We start from the raw sequence: 17281 nt of genomic DNA on the forward strand, positions 1-17281 counted from the left end.
CGGCTCAGGCCTGCTCTCGTGTGGCGGTGGCGGTGGCGGTGGGGGTGGGGGTCGGGGCGGTGGGGGTGCCGGGCGTCGCTGGCGTTGCGCGGACCGTGCGGCGCTCGATCCGCCGGTCGGTGGGGTCCGCGGCCACGACCCGGTCGACGTACACGCCGGGGAGGTGCACGGCGTCCGGATCCAGCGCTCCCGGTTCGACGATCCGGTCGGCCTCGACCACGGTGATCCGGGCCGCCGCCGCGCAGAGCGGGTTGAAGTTGCGGGCGGCCGCGTGGAAGACGCAGTTGCCGTGCCGGTCCGCCGCCTCGGCCCGGACGAGCGCGAAGTCGGCCGTGATCGCCTCCTCCAGGAGGTGGCGCCGACCGCCGAACTCCCGGACCTCCTTGGCCGGCGAGGCGAGCGCGACCGTTCCGTCCGCCGCGTACCGCCAGGGGAGCCCGCCCTCCTCGACCTGGGTGCCGACGCCCGCCGGGGTGTAGAACGCCGGGATGCCCGCCCCGCCGGCCCGCAGCCGCTCGGCCAGCGTGCCCTGCGGCGTCAGCTCCACCTCCAGTTCGCCCGAGAGGTACTGCCGGGCGAACTCCTTGTTCTCGCCGACGTAGGAGGACGTCATCCGGGCGATCCGGCCCGCCCGCAGCAGCAGGCCCAGCCCCCAGTCGTCCACCCCGCAGTTGTTGGAGACCACGCGCAGCCCGGTGGCCCCGGCGTGCACCAGGGCGCCGATCAGCGTGCTGGGGATGCCGCAGAGGCCGAAGCCGCCGACGGCCAGCACGGCGCCGTCGGGGATGTCCCGGACCGCGTCGGCAGGGGAGTCCATGACCTTGTCCAAAGGAGCACCTCGTGAGGGGAGTTGTGGGCGGACGAGTCGCGAGCAGGGAACGCCGGTCCTTCCACGGTGTCCGGCCCCGCGCCGTCGCGGCCATGGCTGCTGCCGCCATGGCCGGCTGCGGATCCGTGTCAGGAGGGCACACCGTGGCAAGCGCGTGGCGCCCGTGCCGCCTCCGGGGCCCGACGGTATGGCGGTCGCAGCCACACCACGACCGGCTGATGCGTCGTCCGGGCACATGTCGCCGGTCTCGCCGCACACCTACGGTTCCGGCATCCACCCGCCGCACCCCCAGGAGTCGGTCACCATGCGCAGCTCGATAGCCCCCACCAGGACCGCGGCCCGTCGGGCCCCGACCGGCGGACCGGGGCGGCGGCTCGCCGCGCTCGCGGCCTGCGTCCTGCTCGCCGCGGGCTGCGCCAAGGCCGGCACCGCCGGGACGGGCGCGGCGGACGGCGGCGGTGTGAAGAGCCCGGTCAAGGTCGGCCTGGTGTACTCCAGGACCGGCCCGCTGGCCGCCTACGGAAAGCAGTACGTGGACGGCTTCAAGGCGGGTCTGGACTACGCGACCAAGGGCACCGGCGCGGTCGACGGACACCGGATCGAGGTCGAGGAGCAGGACGACGCGGGCGACCCGGCCAAGGCGGTGTCCGCCGCCAAGGACCTGATCGGCAAGGGGCACAAGATCCTCGCGGGCTCCACCGCCTCGGGCGTCGCCCTCCAGGTCGGCCCGATCGCCGCCCAGAACAAGGTGCTCTTCATCAGCGGCCCGGCCGCCGCCGACAAGATCACCGGCCTGAACCGGTACACCTTCCGCTCCGGCCGCCAGTCCTACCAGGACATCCGCACCGCCGCCTCGTTCATCGGCGATGCCAAGGGCAGGAAGGTGACGGTGCTCGCCCAGGACAACGCCTTCGGCCAGGCCAACGTGGCCGCCGTCAAGGACGTACTGGGCGCCCAGGGCGCGACGGTCGAGCAGGTGCTCGCCCCGCCGAGCGCCACCGACCTCACCCCCTTCGCCACCCAGGCCGGGAACGCCAGGCCCGATCTGCTCTTCGTCGCCTGGGCCGGCGACACCGCGTCGGCCCTGTGGACGGCGCTCAGCCAGCAGGACGTGTTCTCCGGCACCAAGGTCGTCACCGGCCTCGACCTGGCCGCCTCCTACCCGCTGTTCGGTCCGGCCGGCGAACGGATCTACTTCCTGAACCACTACTTCGCCGGTGCCGCCGGAACCCCGGTGGAGAAGGCCATGACGGACGCCGTGACCGCCGCCGGGGGCAAGACCGACATCTTCACCCCCGACGGCTTCACCGCCGCGCAGATGATCGTCCACGCCGTCGAGGCCGCCCACGGCTCCGCCGAGGACACTTCGGCCCTGGTGAAGGCCCTGGAGGGCTGGAGCTTCGACGGGGTCAAGGGCCGGACCACCGTCCGCGCCGAGGACCACGCCCTGCTCCAGCCGATGTTCCAGGTCCGGCTGACCGGCACCGGCGCCGATGCCAGGCCCTCCGTGGCGAAGGCCCTCACCGCGGACGAGGTCGCGCCCCCGGTCGCCCCGATGGCGGGCTGATCCGATGCCCGCTCCGGCTCTGCCCACTCCCTCCCCGCCCGTGACCACCTCCGTTCTGAGTCTGGACGGACTCGGCTGGTCCGTCCGCGGCGTCCCGATCGTCGAGGACGTCTCCTTCTCCGTAGCCGAAGGCGAGTTCATCGCCTTCATCGGCCCCAACGGGGCCGGCAAGACCTCCCTGTTCAACCTGATCTCCGGCATCTACCCGGCGACCCACGGCCGCCTTCGCCTCGACGGCGCCGACATCACCGCCGAGCCCGTCCACGCCCGCGCCCGCCGCGGACTCGGCCGGACCTTCCAGACCTCCTCCCTCTGGCCGGGCACGACCGTCGTCGACCACGTCCGTCTCGCCGCCCAGGCGTCCGCCGGGCCGGGCGCCTCGTACCGGCTCTGGCGCCGCGCCGACCGCTTCGCCGACCAGGTGGACGAGACCCTCCGCCGCACCGAACTCGCCCACCGGGCCGACACCGTGGCAAGCGCGCTCTCCCACGGCGAGAAGCGCAAGCTCGAACTGGCCGTCCTGCTGGTCTCCGACCCCCGACTCATCCTGCTGGACGAGCCGATGGCCGGGGTGAGCGCCGAGGAGGTGCCCGCCCTCACCGCGCTGATCCGCTCGGTGCACCGGGACCTCGGCCGGACCGTCCTGATGGTCGAGCACCACATGGACGTCCTGCTCGGCCTCGCCGACCGCCTCGCGGTGATGCACCACGGCACTCTGCTCGCCCTGGGCACCCCGGAGGCCGTGATGGCCGACCCCACCGTCCAACAGGCCTACCTGGGCGAGGCGTTGTGACCGGCCTTCCTCCTCTCCTCTCCGTTCGCGATCTGCGCGTGGTCGTCAACGGGCTGCACATCCTGCACGGCGTCGACCTGGACGTCGCCCCGGCCGGGGTCACCGCGCTCCTCGGCCGCAACGGCGCGGGCAAGACCACCACCGTCAGGGCCGTCATGGGCCTGGTGCCCCGAACGGGCAGCATCCTCTTCGCCGATACGGAGATCTCCTCTCTTCCGACTCATCTGGTGGTTCGCCACGGCATCGGCTACGCCCCCGAGGACCGGGGGATCTTCGCCGGCCTGACGATCGCCGAGAACCTCCGTGTCGCCGAGCGCGGCGCTCCCGGCGGCGAACCGGACTACGCCCTCGTCCACGAACTCTTCCCCGAACTGAGGAAGCGGTCCGCACAGTTGGCGGGCACCCTCTCCGGCGGCCAGCAGCAGATGGTGGCGATCGCCCGGACGCTGCTCAACCGCAACCGGCTGATCATCGCCGACGAGCCGACCAAGGGCCTGGCCCCGAAGGTCGTCGCCGAGGTGGCCGACGTGCTGGCCCGCGCGGCCGAGGCCGTGCCCGTCCTCCTGGTCGAGCAGAACCTCGCCCTCGTGCGCCGGCTCGCCGGTACCTGCGTCGTCCTGGCCGACGGCCGTACCGCCCACCAGGGCGACACCGTCGCGCTGGTGGCCGACGAGGAGGCCGCCCGTCGCCTGCTCGGCGTCGGCACCCGCCGGTCGGTCGCGGCGGCCACGGCCTCGGCGGCCATGCCCGCGGCTGCCGCGCCGGCGGCGGCCCCGCCCTTGGGAGCTCCGAGCGTCTCCGCCGTCACCACGGAGGTGAAGCTCTGATGGACACCATCGTTCTCCTCTCCTGCACTGGACTCGGTCTCGGTGCGCTGTACTTCCTGATCGCCTCCGGTCTGTCGCTGATCTTCGGTTTGATGGACGTGCTCAACTTCGCGCACGGCGCCCTGCTCTCGATCGGCGCCTATGCCACCTGGTGGGCCGGCACCGAGGCCGGTCTCTCCTTCTGGCTCGCCGTGCCCTTCGGCACCCTCGTCGGGACGGCCACGGCCGTCCTGCTGGAGCTCTCCCTGATCCGGCCGCTCTACAGCCGGCCGCGCGACCAGATCCTCGCCACCGTCGGGGTCGGGCTCGCCGTTCCCGCCCTGCTGATGGGGGTGTGGGGCGCGGACGCCCGCCCCTTCCCCCAGCCCGCCGCCCTCGCCGGCACCTGGCACGTGCTCGGCGCGACCGTCCCGGTCAACCGCTTCGTGCTCGTGGCCGCCGCCGCGGTGCTGTTGCTCACTCTTCGGTTGTTCCTCGCCCGCACCCGCTACGGGCTGATCGTCCGGGCCGGCGTCGAGGACCGGGCGATGGTCACGGCGCTCGGCATCGACGTCCGTCGGGCCTTCACCCTCGTCTTCGCCATCGGCGGGGCCGCCGCCGCGCTCGGCGGGGCCCTCGGCGGCCTCTACTTCGGTTCGGTCACCCCCGGCCAGGGGACCGGCCTGCTCGTCTTCGCGTTCGTCGTCGTCGTGATGGGCGGCCTGGGCTCGGTCACCGGCGCCGCCGTCGCCTCGGCCGGCGTCGGTCTCGTCCAGCAGTTCGCCAACTACTACACCGGGGCGGGGCTCGGCGACCTCTCCGTCGTCGTCCTGCTCGCCGTCCTGCTTCTCGTCCGACCCCGTGGACTCACCGGGAGGCTCGCGTGAGCGCCGAAACACCGATCACGAGCACCGGTGGCATGACGGCCGACCGAACCGCCGCCACCCTGGCAGGGGGGACTGACACCAGCCCTGCCGGGACCACCATGTCAGCAGAGGGGACTGACACCAGCTCCGCCGACACCGACACTGTGGCAGGGGGGACTGACACCGGCCCTGCCGTGACCACATCCGATCACAGGAACGAGCCGCGCGGTATCCATCGAACAGGTGATTCAGTCACTAATCGCTCGACACCGGTGCACAGAGCGCTACGCTGGTGGCCGATCGCTCTGCTGATCTCGCTCCTTGTCGCCCCATACAGTGCGCTTCCCGTCCCGGGACTGCTCGACGGCCCGCTCGGCAGCCCGGGAAGTCTCCAACTCATCGCCCTGTGCCTGCTCTACGGGGCGCTCGCCACCGGGTACGACCTCCTGCTCGGCCGGACCGGACTGCTCTCCTTCGGCCACGCCCTCTACTTCGCCACCGGCCTGTACGCCACCGACCTCGGGATGCTGGAGCTGGACCTGCCGTTCGCCGCCGCCGCGGTGTTCGGCGTGGCCTGCACCGTCGCGCTGGCCCTCCTCCTCGGCTCGGTCGGCCTCCGCGTCTCCGGCATCGGGTTCTCCATGGTCACCCTCGCCTTCGCCCAGGCCGGCTCGATCCTCGTCCAGCGCAACCCCGGTGGCATCACGGGTGGCGAGGAGGGCCGGTCCGCGCCGGCCGACCACCTGCCCGCCGGCCTGCTCGGGATCGAGAACACCGCCAACCTGTACTGGATAGCCGTCGCCTACCTGGCGCTGACCCTCGGCGTCGTCCACCGTGCCGTCAACTCGCCGACCGGCAGGGTCTGGGAGGGCATCAGGGAGAACGAGCGCCGGGTCGAGGTGCTCGGACTGCGGCCCTACGGCTACAAGTTGGTCGCCTTCGTGCTGGCCGGCGGACTCGCCGGAGCGGGCGGGGTCGTCTACCTGCTGCTGACCGGCGGCGCCACTCCGCAGGCCGCCACCTCGGACGCCACCCTCGCGCTGCTGGTCATGGTGGTCCTCGGCGGATCCGGCACCCGCTGGGGTCCGCTGCTCGGCGGCGTGCTCTACACCTGGGCCGGTCACCGGCTCGGCGACCTCGCCAACTCGGGGACGGTCGCGGACCTCCCCGCGGTCCTGCGCGCCCCGCTCTCCCAACCGCTGTTCCTGCTCGGCGCGTTGTTCGTCGCCGTGGTCTACCTGCTGCCCGGCGGTCTGGCCAGGCTGCCCGCCCGTATCCGCGCCGCCCGATCCGCCCGCGCGACGCGCCCGCCGGGTGGCGTCCGTCCTGCCCGTCCCACCGGAGGTGGTCCCACGTGAGCCAGTCGTCCCTGCACCCCGAGGAGTTGGCCGTCCCGGTGCCCGGCGGCGCGCTGTCCGTCCTGCGCTGGCCCGCCGCGGACCCGCGGGCGCCCACCGTCGTGGCGGTGCACGGCATCACCGCCAACGGCCTCGCGTGGTACGAGGTCGCCCGCCAACTGGCCGGGAAGGTCACTCTGCTCGCCCCCGACCTGCGGGGCCGCGGCGGCAGCCGCGCGCTCGCCGGGCCGTACGGCCTGGCCCGCCACGCAGACGACATGGCCGCACTGATCAACGCGCTCGGACTCGGGCCGGCCACCGTCGTCGGGCATTCCATGGGGGCGTGGGTGACCGCCCTGGCGGCGGTGCGGCACCCCCGACTCGTCGGCCGGGTGCTGCTCGTGGACGGAGCGCTGACCTTCCCGCTGCCCGACGGCGTCCGAGAGGAGGACGCCCTCGCCGCCGTGCTCGGCCCAGCGCTGGCGCGCCTCTCGATGACCTTCCCGGACCGGAACGCCTACCGGGCCTTCTGGCAGCGGCATCCGGCCGTCGGCTCCGCCTGGTCGGACGGGATCGACGCCTACACCCAGCGGGACCTGGTCGGCCGCGAGCCCGAGCTGCGCTCCTCCTGTGTGCTGGAGGCCGTGCAGACCGACGGCGCCCAGGTGCTGCTGGACACCGAAGCGGCCGCAGCCGTGCACCGGTTGCCCTGCCCGGCCGAACTGCTGTGGGCGGAACGGGGCCTGTTCGACGAAGCGCAGGGCCTCTACGACGCCGAGCGGATCGCGCGGTCCGGGCTCGACCGGGCACGGGTGCCGGCCTCGCCCGTGCCGGACACCAACCACTACTCGATTCTCTGGTCGGCGGACGGCGCCGGGGCCATCGTGAGCCGCCTGTCCGGCGGGCACGCCTAGCGTCCGCCGAACCCGTCCCCGCCCCTGTCCCCTCCCGCCGCCTGCCGCTCGCCGGGTGCGGCCGTCAGCCGGCCGCGCCCAGGAAGGTCTCCCAACCGCCGGTGGGCGCCTGGCCGACGTTGAGCGTGCGCAGCTTGCGCAGGGTGGACTGGTCCTGCACCTCCAGCCACTCGACGAGCTGCTTGAAGGAGACCAGCCGCACCTCGGGCTTGCCGGCGATGGCCTTGAGCGCGTCCTCGACGGCGTCCATGTAGATGCCGCCGTTCCACTGCTCGAAGTGGTTGCCGATGAAGAACGGCGCGCGGTTGCTGTTGTAGGCGCGGTCGAAGCCGGCCAGGTAGGAGTCCCGGGCCTGGTTGCGCCAGTCGCCGTACTTGGACGGGTCTCCCTTGGTGCTGCCGCTGGACTGGTTGGCCAGGATGTTGTAGTCCATCGACAGGACCTGGAAGGTGTGCCCCGGGAAGGGGATGGACTGCAGCGGGAAGTCCCAGACCTTGCCGTCCTGCACCTTCTGCGGCCATATCTGGAGGCCGCCCGCCGAACTCGCGTCGTACTTCCAGCCCATCTTCGCCGCCGTCGGCAGCAGCGCCTTCTGCCCCTCCAGGCACGGGGTCCGGCCGCCGATGAGCTCCTTCTTGTAGTCGAAGGGCAGCGGGTCGACGTCGGTGAAGCCGGTGTTGGTCCGCCACTGGGTGACGAACCCGATCGCCTGGTCGATCTCGCTCTGCCAGTCGTCCGGGGTCCACATGTTGACCCCGTTCTTGTCCGGGCGGCTGGAGCAGAAGTGCCCGTTGAAGTGGGTGCCGATCTCATGCCCGGCCAGCCAGGCCTGGCTGACGAGCTTGAGCGTGCTCTTGACCGCGCCGTCCGACAGGTACGGGATGTCGGAGGCCCCGACCGCGTGCTTCGGCGGGTGGTAGAGGCTGGACTTGCCCTTCGGCAGGGCGTATATGCCGGAGAGGAAGAAGGTCATCGTGGCCTTGTACTGCTCGGCCAGCTTGAGGAACCGGGGGAACTGGCCGTCGTCGGTGCCGCCCGCGCCGTCCCAGGAGAAGACGACGAACTGCGGCGGACGCTCGCCGGGCTTGAGCTTCTCGGGCTTGGGCTGGTTCGGCTGGGGCCCGGTGTCCGCGTTGGAGCCGTCACCGATCGGCGCGCCCTTGGGCACCACGGCCTGGGTCGGATCGGTGGTGCCGGTCGGGGCGGGGGCGGGGGTGCCCGAGGGGGCGGAGGAGGAGGCCGGTCCCGAGCCGGAGCCGTTGCTGGAACAGGCCGCGACCGCCCCGAGGGCCGCGGTCGCTGCGGTGGCACTGAGCACGGTCCTGCGCGAGATGCTGGTCATGGTCTCCCCTGGTGCCGACGGCCGGTGGTGCGGGCGGCTCTGGGCCTTACCGGTCAAATCGGGCAATTGATGAGTATTCCGCCGTTAGCATGTCATGCGGACCGGACGGCGATCAAAGGGGTCGTCCGGGCCCGACATGGGTCAACACGCCCATGGCGCCCGGCTGGGCTGCAGGGATCCCGGTTCTGTTGCGGTCCTGTGACGCTTCGCGCCCGACTACTCGCTCGGGCAGTACCGTACCGCCGCGGGGGCGGGCTCCGTCAGAGTGCCGAGAGTCGCCGGTTACGGCGCACTATTCGTGCTATCGCGGTGCTCACCACGGTCGCCGCCGTGCAGGAGACGGCCAGGCTGAGCCAGGCGGTGTCGAACCAGTGGCTGTTCAGCCAGCCCAGCGTCACGATGTAGGCGGCCCACACCAGCGCCGCCAGTGCCGACCAGTGCAGGAAGCGGTGCGGGTGGTCGGGGGAGTGCCCGATGGCCAGGTCGAGGACGGTCCGTCCCGCCGGCACGAACCGGGCGACCACCACCATCGCGGCGGCGGCCCCGCGCGGCCGTTCGACCAGGGCCTGCTGCACCCGGGACACGCTCGCCGCGAGCTTGGGGCGCCGCGCCAGCCGCCGCTGGACCAGCGGGGCGCCGCGTCGGGCGAGGTGCAGCAGCAGGAGGTCGCCGAGGAACGAGGAAATCGCAACGCCCAGGCCGAGCAGCACCGGGGCGCCGTCGATCTGCGCGGTCTTGAGCACGGCCAGAATCACCAGCGTGCCGCTGGGAATGAAGGGGAGGAGGGCGTCGCCGAGTACGGCGCAGAGCGCCAGGGCGCAGATCCACGAGGATCCGATCGCCGCCACGAAGTTCAAGGCCCGTACTCCCTCCACGCCGCCCGGGGGAGCAGGTGGCTGCTGGGGTCAACGCTAGCGCCTCGACTTTTCATGCCATGAAGCACCCCGGGTATGCGCGGGATCACAGCCGGGGAACGAAGCCGTCGCGGTCGGCGGCACCAGCCGCCGGAGTGATCCGCGCCACATTCCATGCTGCCGCACTTCCCGCCGGGCGTGGAACCGCTGCCGGATTTGCGCCCGGCCGGACGGATGCGGGCCGCACATGGAATGGAACGAGCCCCCGGAGCGGGGTTTCCACTCCGGGGGCTCGCATGGATCGTCCGGAACTGGTCCAGCCCGGCGACCTTGTCAACGGGAACGGGGGGCTTCCCATCGATGCCCCCGCTCCTGATCACCAGCCTGCCGGACTCCGGCGGTCCATCGCGAGACCTGCGGCTGGCGACTTCCGGCTCTGGCGTGAAGTCGCCACGCGTGTCCGCCCGCTGGCGCTGCGTCAGCCGAACGTCCGGTCGGCGGCGGCTCCGGCCGCGGATCGAGCGGCGGCTCCGGAGATGTGCCGCGAGACACCCCGGAGGCGGGGAACAGCGGGCGCCGGACGGTGGTTGCCCCCGATCGGCAGGAGTAGAAGAGACCGGAAAGGCGAGCGGCATGACCACCGAGGACCAGCAGACACACGGCACCGAACCGCCCGCCCCCGCGATCCGGGGCACCGCCCGCGGCACCGCACCCGCCCCGCTCTCGATCCTCGACCTCGCGACCGTCGGCGCCGGCCACACCCCCGCCGAGGCGCTCGCGGCCACCACCGCACTCGCCCGGAACGCCGAGCGCTGGGGCTACCACCGCTTCTGGGTCGCCGAGCACCACGGCATGCCCGGCGTCGCCAGCTCCACCCCGGCCGTCCTGCTCGCCCACCTGGGCGCCCACACCACCACGCTCCGGCTCGGCTCCGGCGGCGTCATGCTCCCCAACCACGCCCCGCTCGCCATCGCCGAACAGTTCGGCCTGCTGGAGGCCCTGCACCCCGGCCGGATCGACCTCGGCCTCGGTCGCGCCCCCGGCACCGACCAGGCCACCGCCCGGGCACTGCGCCGCGGCCTCGCCGAGGGCGCCGACGACTTCCCCCAGCAGCTCGCCGAACTGACCCACTTCCTCGACGGCGACTTCCCGGCCGGCCACCCGTACGCCCGGCTCACGGCCGTCCCCAACGGCGACGCCCGACCGCCGATCTGGCTCCTCGGCTCCTCGGGCTTCAGCGCCCAGCTCGCCGGCCGCCTCGGCCTGCCCTTCGCCTTCGCGCACCACTTCAGCAGCGCCAACACCCTCCCGGCACTCGACCTCTACCGGGACTCCTTCCGCCCCTCCGCCGTCCTCACCGAGCCCTACGCCCTCATCGGCGTGAGCGCGGTGGCCGCCGACGACGAGGACTCCGCCCGCCGCCTAGCCCGCTCCGCGGCCCTCGGCATGCTCCGGCTGCGCCGCGGCACCCCCGGCCCGATCCCCACGCCGGAGGAGGCCGAGTCCTACCCGTACAGCCCGGTCGAGGCCGACTTCATCGACAACTGGCTGGCCAACGTGGTCCTAGGCGCCCCGGGCGAGGTCGCCGACGGCCTCGAAGCCCTGCGCAAGCGAACGGGCGTCGACGAGCTGATGATCACCTCCCACATCCACGGCCACGAGGCCCGCCTCCGCTCCTACGGCCGGATCGCCGAGGCCTACGGCCTGACGGCCACGGCCTGAGGCAGACCGCCCGACGCAGACCGCCTGTCCCCGGCCATCGTCGTGGCCGGGGTCGGCGGGTCCCTGGCCGGCAGGCCGTGGCGGACTCCGGTGGCGACCGGACCGGCGGGCAACGGGCCTGCTCACAGAGGTGGTGCCGGGGCTGGAGCCCTCAGGGCCGGACGTCCTCGCACGCCGATCGCGACGGAGCCGACCGTTGGGCGCCGAAGCGGGCGCGTCGCGAAGCGTCGAGCGAGCGACCGGCCGTGTCCTGACGGACCTTGCCAGGTCATGGGCGCCGGGCCGGAGACTTCCCGCAGTTGCTGGCGTCCGGTCGTGCAGGCCGACAGATACCGTGGCGGGCTCGTCCCGAGCCGCCGCCGAGCCGCCGAGCAACCGAGCCGCCCGGCAACCGGGCGGCCGAGAGCGAGGTGGCGAGCCCCTGCGGCCGGGGTGCCGCCTGACCGCCGGCCGCCCCAGCGCCCCCGGCCCGGCCGTCGTCGTGGCCGGGGTCGCGGGGATCCCCGGTACTCGGCCCTGCGGACGCTCAGTCCGCCGTCCGCCGTCCGCCGTCCGCCAGCCGCCAGCCGCGAGTCAGCAGCCGTCCGACGGGCGGCGCTCGCGCTCCGGCCCTTTACCGGGGGGCGGGCCGGGACCGGCGCAGTATGGCGGCGACGCGTTCGGCGTCGCCGGGGCGGGCGAAGTACCAGCCCTGGGCGGTGTCGCAGCCGGTGAGGCGGAGGCGTTCGGCCTGGGCGGCGTTCTCGATGCCCTCGGCGGTGACGGTCAGGCCCAGGGTGTGGGCCAGCTGGACCATCGCTCCGACGATCTGCTCGTCGGCGTCGCTGCGGCGGCTGTCGGGGGCCGGGTGGTCGGGCCGGCCGGCCGGGGCCGGGTCGCGGAAGCCCTCGATGAAGGTGCCGTCGAGCTTGAGCACGTGCACCGGCAGGCGGGAGAGGTAGGCGAGGTTCGAGTAGCCGGTGCCGAAGTCGTCGATGGCGATCCGGACGCCCATGTCGGCGAGCGCCTGCAGGGCCTGGAGCGGGCGGCCGCCGGGGCCGAGCAGGGCGCTCTCGGTGATCTCCAGCTGGAGCAGCCGGGCGGGCAGGCCGGTGCGTTCGAGGGCGCGGGCGACGTCGGCGACGACGTCGGAGTCCCAGATCTGCCGGGCGGCCAGGTTGACGCTGACGAAGGTCTCGGTGTCGGGGAACTCGGTGAGCCACTGCCGGGCCTGGCGGCAGGACTCCTCCAGCACCCACTTGCCGAGCGGCACGATCGCTCCGGACTCCTCGGCGAGCGGGATGAAGCGGTCGGGCGAGAGCGTCCCGTAGCGGGGGTGGCGCCAGCGGACCAGGGCCTCGGCGCCGTGCACCGCGCCGTCGGCGAGGCCGACCAGCGGCTGGTACTCGATGGTGAACTCGCCGCGTTCGAGGGCCGGGCGCAGTGCGGTGGCGAGGAGCTGGCGGGTGAGCTGGTGGGCGCCGCGGTCGGAGTCGTAGAGGGTCCAGCGGGCGCGGCCGTCGGCCTTGGACCAGTAGAGGGTGGCGTCGGCGTCCTTGACCAGGTCGGTCGGGGTGGTCCCGTGCACGGGGCGTTCGACGACGCCGACGCTGGCGGTGATCACCAGGCGGTGGCCGGCGATGTCGAAGGGGAGTTCCAGGGCTTCGAGGATGCGGGCGGCCAGGTCGGTGAGCTGTTCGCTGCCCGCGCTGTCGGTGACGAGGACGGCGAACTCGTCGCCGCCCATCCGGGCGACCAGGTGGGCGCTGTGCCCGGGGAAGCCGCCGCGCAGCCGGGTGGCGACGGCGATCAGGAGCTGGTCGCCGATGTGGTGGCCGAGGGTCTCGTTGATCGCGGCGAAGCCGTCGAGGTCGAGGTAGCAGACGCCGACGCGGCGCCCGTCCGCGGGGCGGGGGTCGCCGGTGAGGCAGGCGGCGTCGAGGCGTTCGAAGAAGTAGGTCCGGTTGGGGAGCCGGGTCAGCGGGTCGTGGAGGGCCTGGTATTCGAGGCGGTCGCCGAGCCGGCGCTGTTCGGTGATGTCCTCGACGAGGGCGAGGGTGTAGAGGGGGTGCCCGGCGCTGTCCCGGATGAGGGAGACGGTCACCTTGCTCCAGACCGTGCGGCCTTCGCGGTGCCTGAGCTGCTTCTCGACCCGGAACCGTTCGCGTCCGCCGTGGACGAGGGCGGGGAAGAGCCGGTGCGGCATGCCCTCCGGGTCGAGGATCTCGTGCAGGTGGGTGCGGACGAGTTCGCCGACGCCGCGGCCGAGCAGGGCCGCGAAGGCGGGGTTGACCTCGATGATCCGGTCGTCGGGGTCGATCAGGGCCATGCCGATGACAGCGTCGCAGAAGGCGGCCCGGAAGCGGGACTCGCTGGCCCGCAGTGCGGTGAGCATCCGGTCGGTCCCGTCGTCCGCCCGGTGGGCGCCGTTGGTCAGTGGCGCCGAGCAGGTGGGGCAGAGGAGCACTTCGGGTGCCGCGTCCGGGGCCACCTCGGGGGTGCTGTCCCGGGCTCCGTCCCGGTTGGTGGGCCCGTCCTCCAGGGCCACCCCCGGGTGGTGTGCGTCGGCCCCCTCGTTCTGGCCCGGCACGGCATGCTCCCGTCCGCTGCTGACGCCTGATGCTGGTCCGACCGGTCACCCGGGACTGCGGCGGCCGGCTCCGCACTCTGTCGCGGTCCTCGGGGTCGGTCCGGCGCGGGACGCCCGGCGGGGAACTGCCGCGTGGGGGAGACCGCGTGGACACCCGCGTGAAGAACAGGGCGCTGCGGCCGATCATAGGACGCGTCGGCAACGCGCGGTGACCGCCGCCAGGGTGATTCGCCCGCTTTGGGGTCAACCGTGGCGGTACATGCAGACGCCCCCGGTACACATCACATGATGTGCGCCAGGGGCGCGTGCGCCGAACCCGCGCCCCATGACACCGGTTGCGCGCCGGGAGCGCGAAGCGGGGTGGGGCCTCGGCCGGCGGGGCGTCCGCCGGAACGTCAGGCCAGCGTGGCCGTCAGGGTGATGGTGGTGCCGGTGAGGGCCTGGCTGACCGGGCAGTTCGCCTTGGCGTCCTCGGCGGCCTTCACGAAGCCGGCCTCGTCCAGGCCCGGGACGTCGCCGACCACGGTCAGGTGGATGCCGGTGATGCCGGCGCCGGGCTGGAAGGTCACGTCGGCCTGGGTGTCCAGCTTGGCGGGCGGGGTGCCGGCGCCGGCCAGGGCGTGCGAGAGGGCCATCGAGAAGCACGCGGAGTGCGCGGCGCCGATCAGCTCCTCCGGGCTGGTCTTGCCGTTGGGCTCCTCGGCACGGGCCGCCCAGGAGACGGGGTACTCACCGATGCCGGACGAGGCGAAGGTCACCTGCCCCTTGCCCTGGAGCAGGTTGCCCTCCCAGGCGGTGCGGGCGGTGCGGGTCGTAGCCACGATCGGTACCTCCATTGCTGACATTGCTGCGGAACTGCTGAGGAGCAGCTGAGGAATTGCTGGTGCGTCACTTCCGGTCATGCACGCACCAGCCTACGGTGGGCCCCGGTCCGTCCCCGGGTACTTCGGGTGCCCGGCGGTGCGGCGGTGCGTGCGCCGTCCGGATCGTGGACGGTCGGGTGCAACGGAGGGGACCGGGGCCGGGAGCCCTGTTAGATTGGCGCGGGCCCGAGCTCGGCCGCCGTACGGCCGGGTTTCCACCACCAGCCTTTCCGGGAGCCGCCGCGATGACGGACCACCCCACGACCTCCGACGCCGCTCCGCCCGCGGGGGTGGACGACGCCGTGCGCGCCGAGCTGACCAGCCTGCGCGAGAGCATCGACAACATCGACGCCGCGGTGGTCCACATGCTGGCCGAGCGGTTCAAGGCGACCCAGCGGGTCGGCCGGCTCAAGGCCGAGCACAAGCTGCCGCCGGCCGATCCGGCGCGGGAGCGGGACCAGATCAAGCGGCTGCGCGAGCTGGCCGCCGGGGCCAAGCTGGACCCGGTCTTCGCTGAGAAGTTCCTGAACTTCATCATCGCCGAGGTCATCCGCCACCACGAGGCGATCGCCCGCGCCTGAGGCTCCGCGCACGAGGGCCGCGGGCCCGAGAAGGTCCGGCACTGACCGATGTCGACCGGTTCCGACTGTTTTCAACCGGTACCGGCGGGCTCCGCGGCGGTGAATCAGCGTCCCGGAGGCCCGGTGTCAGGGGTGCCGGGGGTGTCGGGCGCGGCTAAAGTCCGGATTTCGTGAGGCTCCACGGTTGGCGTAGCCTGCAGGTTTCCGCAGCCGGAGAGGTGGAGCAGCGACGATGGCGGTGAACCTGCCCGAAACGCCGAGCGAGGCCGAGGGCCGTGCCGAGAGTTCCGCCGCCCCCGGCGGTCGCGCCGAGGCCCGCCGCCGGGCCCGTGGCGGTCGCGCCCGCAAGGCCCGGCGGACGCGGCGCAAGCCGCGGCCGTGGTGGATCGAGATCCCGGCGATGATCGCGGTCGGCCTGACGCTCGCGCTGCTGATCAAGACCTGTCTGCTCCAGGTGTTCACCATCCCGTCCGGCTCGATGGAGAACACGCTGCGGATCGGCGACCGGGTCGGCGTGAACAAGCTGGCGCCGCTGACCGGCTGGGAGCCGGAGCAGGGGCAGCCGGTGGTCTTCAAGGACCCGGGCGACTGGCTCCCGCCGCAGCCGGTCGACGGCAACCCGTTCACCAACGCGCTCACCTCGGCGCTGAGCTTCGTCGGGCTGGTGCCGCCGAAGGACGACAACTACCTGGTCAAGCGGGTGATCGCGACCGGTGGTCAGACCGTGCAGTGCACCGGCACCACGCTCACAGTGAACGGGAAGAAGGTCGACGAGCCGTACCTCCACCCGGGGGACGACTCCTGCGCCGGCCTGGACTTCGGGCCGGTGACGGTGCCGGCCGGGCACATCTGGGTGGAGGGCGACCACCGCAGCGACTCGGCGGACTCCCGCTACCACCGCAGCGGCCCGGGTGGCGGCGCGGTGCCGGTGGGCAACGTGGTGGGGCCGGTGTCGGCCGTCGTGTGGCCGCTCAACCACTTCGACTGGTTCGGCTGGGTCGGCCGCTGACCCCGCTCTCGGCGGTGGTCGGCTCCCCGGCGTCCACCGCGACGGCCTCGGCCGCCGCCGCCACCGCCCCCGCGACGGGCTCGACCGCGACGGCGTCCACCGCGACGGACTCCGCCGCCCGCGCGGACCCCGCGGCCTCCGTCGGCTTGCTCGCCTGGGCCGCGAACGCCCCGGCGAGCACCAGCAGGCCGCCCGCGAGCTGCGGCAGCCCGAGGTGCTCGCCGAGCAGGATCCAGGCCAGCACGGTGGCGACGACGGCCTCCAGGTTGGCCACCACCCCGGCGACCGGCGGCGAGAGGTGCCCGACGGAGACCACGCCGGTCAGGTAGGCGAGGACGGTCGCCACCAGCACCATCCAGGCGGCCGGGAGGAACGCGGGCAGCGAGTGCCCGTTCATCACGACGTCCCCGCCGAGCGGGCTCCAGTCGGCCTCCCAGGGCCGGGTCGCCACGGTGAGCACGACCGCGCCGATCAGCAGGCCGAACGCGCTGACGGCCATCGGGTCGACCGGTCGCTCGCCCCGGCGGCCGGCGTCGGCCAGCACGAAGTAGCCGACCTGGCAGCAGGCGGCACCGAGCGCGAACAGGACGCCGAGCGCGTCGAAGCTCAGGCCGTTCCAGACCTCCACCACGCAGGCGAGGCCGGTCACGGCGACCGCGGCGCCGAACGCCGCGCCCCGGCTGACGGGCTTGCGCTGGACGAACTTGACGTAGCCGATGAGCAGCGGCGGGCCGAGGTACTGGATGAGCAGGGCCACGCCGACCGGGATGCGGGAGATCGCCGCGAAGTAGCAGGCCTGGACGCCGGCGACGGCGAGCAGGGCGAAGCCGATCAGCAGGCCGGGGCGGCGGAGCACGGCGTCGCGGTGGCGGTAGGCGATCGGCAGGAGGACCACGGCGGCACCGGTGACCCGCAGCCAGACCACGTGGAGCGGGGAGAGCCCGGCCTCGATCAGCGGCTTCGCGGCCGTGCCGGAGCCGCCGAAGGCGCAGGCGGAGATCAGCGCGAGGCCGAGGCCGAGGGTTCGTCCGGAGGGGCGGGCGGACGGGGCCGTTGTCTGGTGCACCGACGCATTGTGACAGTCATACCGCCGATGGTGTAAGGCGCCATTCCGCCATTTGGTCCTGCGGGTAACTGTACGCAGTGGAGTATTCACACCGCTCGCCCGCAGGGAGTAAGAGGGAGCACGGGGAAGCAAGGGGACGTGAAGGCGCACGGCAACGCCCCGG

General features: G+C 73.2%; 15 protein-coding genes. 9 read left to right on the forward strand and 6 right to left on the reverse strand.

Going from position 1 to position 17281, the window contains the following annotated elements:
• Positions 1–4: 4 nt before the first annotated feature.
• Complete coding sequence (locus tag ACFVU9_RS21865) at positions 5–817, reverse strand: CoA transferase subunit A (protein WP_387595571.1); 813 nt, start codon at positions 815–817, stop codon at positions 5–7.
• 316 nt (positions 818–1133) lie between these two features.
• Between ACFVU9_RS21865 and ACFVU9_RS21870 the strand changes: the two genes are divergently transcribed.
• From ACFVU9_RS21870 to ACFVU9_RS21895, 6 genes are all read left to right on the forward strand, one after another.
• Positions 1134–2396 (forward strand): substrate-binding domain-containing protein, encoded by a 1263-nt coding sequence (locus tag ACFVU9_RS21870; RefSeq protein ID WP_387595573.1) that lies wholly within the window; start codon positions 1134–1136, stop codon positions 2394–2396.
• A 4-nt stretch (positions 2397–2400) separates the two neighbouring features.
• The gene (locus ACFVU9_RS21875; protein WP_387595575.1) at positions 2401–3189 is read left to right on the forward strand and encodes an ABC transporter ATP-binding protein; all 789 of its coding nucleotides are present in this window, start codon (positions 2401–2403) and stop codon (positions 3187–3189) included.
• A gap of 38 nt (positions 3190–3227) precedes the next feature.
• Positions 3228–4016 carry an ABC transporter ATP-binding protein gene (locus tag ACFVU9_RS21880; RefSeq protein ID WP_387595577.1) on the forward strand — a complete coding sequence of 263 codons (789 nt, stop codon included), beginning with the start codon at positions 3228–3230 and terminating at the stop codon, positions 4014–4016.
• Positions 4016–4882, forward strand: coding sequence for a branched-chain amino acid ABC transporter permease (locus tag ACFVU9_RS21885; RefSeq protein WP_380435194.1), 867 nt, complete (start codon positions 4016–4018; stop codon positions 4880–4882). Before ACFVU9_RS21880 ends, ACFVU9_RS21885 begins: the two co-directional genes overlap by 1 nt.
• 251 nt (positions 4883–5133) lie before the next feature.
• Entirely contained in the window at positions 5134–6219 is a 1086-nt protein-coding gene (locus ACFVU9_RS21890) for a branched-chain amino acid ABC transporter permease (protein ID WP_387595581.1), read from the forward strand.
• Complete coding sequence (locus tag ACFVU9_RS21895) at positions 6216–7112, forward strand: alpha/beta fold hydrolase (RefSeq protein WP_387595583.1); 897 nt, start codon at positions 6216–6218, stop codon at positions 7110–7112. The genes ACFVU9_RS21890 and ACFVU9_RS21895 overlap by 4 nt, the downstream gene beginning before the upstream one ends.
• A 64-nt stretch (positions 7113–7176) precedes the next feature.
• On the opposite strand, the gene ACFVU9_RS21900 is transcribed toward ACFVU9_RS21895, so the two are convergent.
• Both ACFVU9_RS21900 and ACFVU9_RS21905 read right to left on the reverse strand, forming a co-directional pair.
• Entirely contained in the window at positions 7177–8454 is a 1278-nt protein-coding gene (locus tag ACFVU9_RS21900) for a hypothetical protein (RefSeq protein WP_387595586.1), read from the reverse strand.
• Between the two features lie 260 nt (positions 8455–8714).
• Positions 8715–9302 (reverse strand): DedA family protein, encoded by a 588-nt coding sequence (locus ACFVU9_RS21905; protein WP_380435299.1) that lies wholly within the window; start codon positions 9300–9302, stop codon positions 8715–8717.
• 639 nt (positions 9303–9941) lie between these two features.
• Between ACFVU9_RS21905 and ACFVU9_RS21910 the strand changes: the two genes are divergently transcribed.
• A complete protein-coding gene (locus tag ACFVU9_RS21910; protein ID WP_380491366.1) occupies positions 9942–11030 on the forward strand; it encodes an LLM class flavin-dependent oxidoreductase in 1089 nt (362 codons plus the stop codon).
• A 613-nt stretch (positions 11031–11643) separates the two neighbouring features.
• Here the strand turns inward: ACFVU9_RS21910 and ACFVU9_RS21915 are convergent.
• Positions 11644–13599: a putative bifunctional diguanylate cyclase/phosphodiesterase gene (locus ACFVU9_RS21915; RefSeq protein ID WP_380435198.1), complete on the reverse strand. Its 1956-nt coding sequence runs from the start codon at positions 13597–13599 to the stop codon at positions 11644–11646.
• Positions 13600–13994: 395 nt separating this feature from the next.
• Positions 13995–14420, reverse strand: a complete 426-nt coding sequence (locus tag ACFVU9_RS21920) for an OsmC family protein (RefSeq protein WP_380435199.1) — start codon at positions 14418–14420, stop codon at positions 13995–13997.
• A gap of 287 nt (positions 14421–14707) precedes the next feature.
• On the opposite strand from ACFVU9_RS21920, the gene ACFVU9_RS21925 reads away from it, so the two are divergent.
• Together ACFVU9_RS21925 and lepB are read left to right on the forward strand one after the other, a co-directional pair.
• Entirely contained in the window at positions 14708–15043 is a 336-nt protein-coding gene (locus ACFVU9_RS21925; RefSeq protein WP_387595590.1) for a chorismate mutase, read from the forward strand.
• Between the two features lie 232 nt (positions 15044–15275).
• Complete coding sequence (gene lepB, locus ACFVU9_RS21930; protein WP_380435201.1) at positions 15276–16052, forward strand: signal peptidase I; 777 nt, start codon at positions 15276–15278, stop codon at positions 16050–16052.
• Here lepB and ACFVU9_RS21935 read toward each other — a convergent pair.
• The gene (locus ACFVU9_RS21935; RefSeq protein ID WP_387595594.1) at positions 16015–17118 is read right to left on the reverse strand and encodes a DMT family transporter; all 1104 of its coding nucleotides are present in this window, start codon (positions 17116–17118) and stop codon (positions 16015–16017) included. The two genes, lepB and ACFVU9_RS21935, sit on opposite strands and share 38 nt — an antisense overlap.
• Positions 17119–17281 lie beyond the last annotated feature (163 nt).

Source organism: Kitasatospora sp. NPDC057936 (genome assembly GCF_042887525.1).
Lineage (GTDB): Bacteria > Actinomycetota > Actinomycetes > Streptomycetales > Streptomycetaceae > Kitasatospora.

Bases quoted from the DNA above. Each gene is read 5' to 3' on its own strand.
- ACFVU9_RS21865 (WP_387595571.1), bottom strand. From the start codon at position 817: ATGGACTCCCCTGCCGACGCGGTCCGGGACATCCCCGACGGCGCCGTG.
- ACFVU9_RS21870 (WP_387595573.1), top strand. From the start codon at position 1,134: ATGCGCAGCTCGATAGCCCCCACCAGGACCGCGGCCCGTCGGGCCCCG.
- ACFVU9_RS21875 (WP_387595575.1), top strand. From the start codon at position 2,401: ATGCCCGCTCCGGCTCTGCCCACTCCCTCCCCGCCCGTGACCACCTCC.
- ACFVU9_RS21885 (WP_380435194.1), top strand. From the start codon at position 4,016: ATGGACACCATCGTTCTCCTCTCCTGCACTGGACTCGGTCTCGGTGCG.
- ACFVU9_RS21900 (WP_387595586.1), bottom strand. From the start codon at position 8,454: ATGACCAGCATCTCGCGCAGGACCGTGCTCAGTGCCACCGCAGCGACC.
- ACFVU9_RS21910 (WP_380491366.1), top strand. From the start codon at position 9,942: ATGACCACCGAGGACCAGCAGACACACGGCACCGAACCGCCCGCCCCC.
- ACFVU9_RS21925 (WP_387595590.1), top strand. From the start codon at position 14,708: ATGACGGACCACCCCACGACCTCCGACGCCGCTCCGCCCGCGGGGGTG.
- lepB (WP_380435201.1), top strand. From the start codon at position 15,276: ATGGCGGTGAACCTGCCCGAAACGCCGAGCGAGGCCGAGGGCCGTGCC.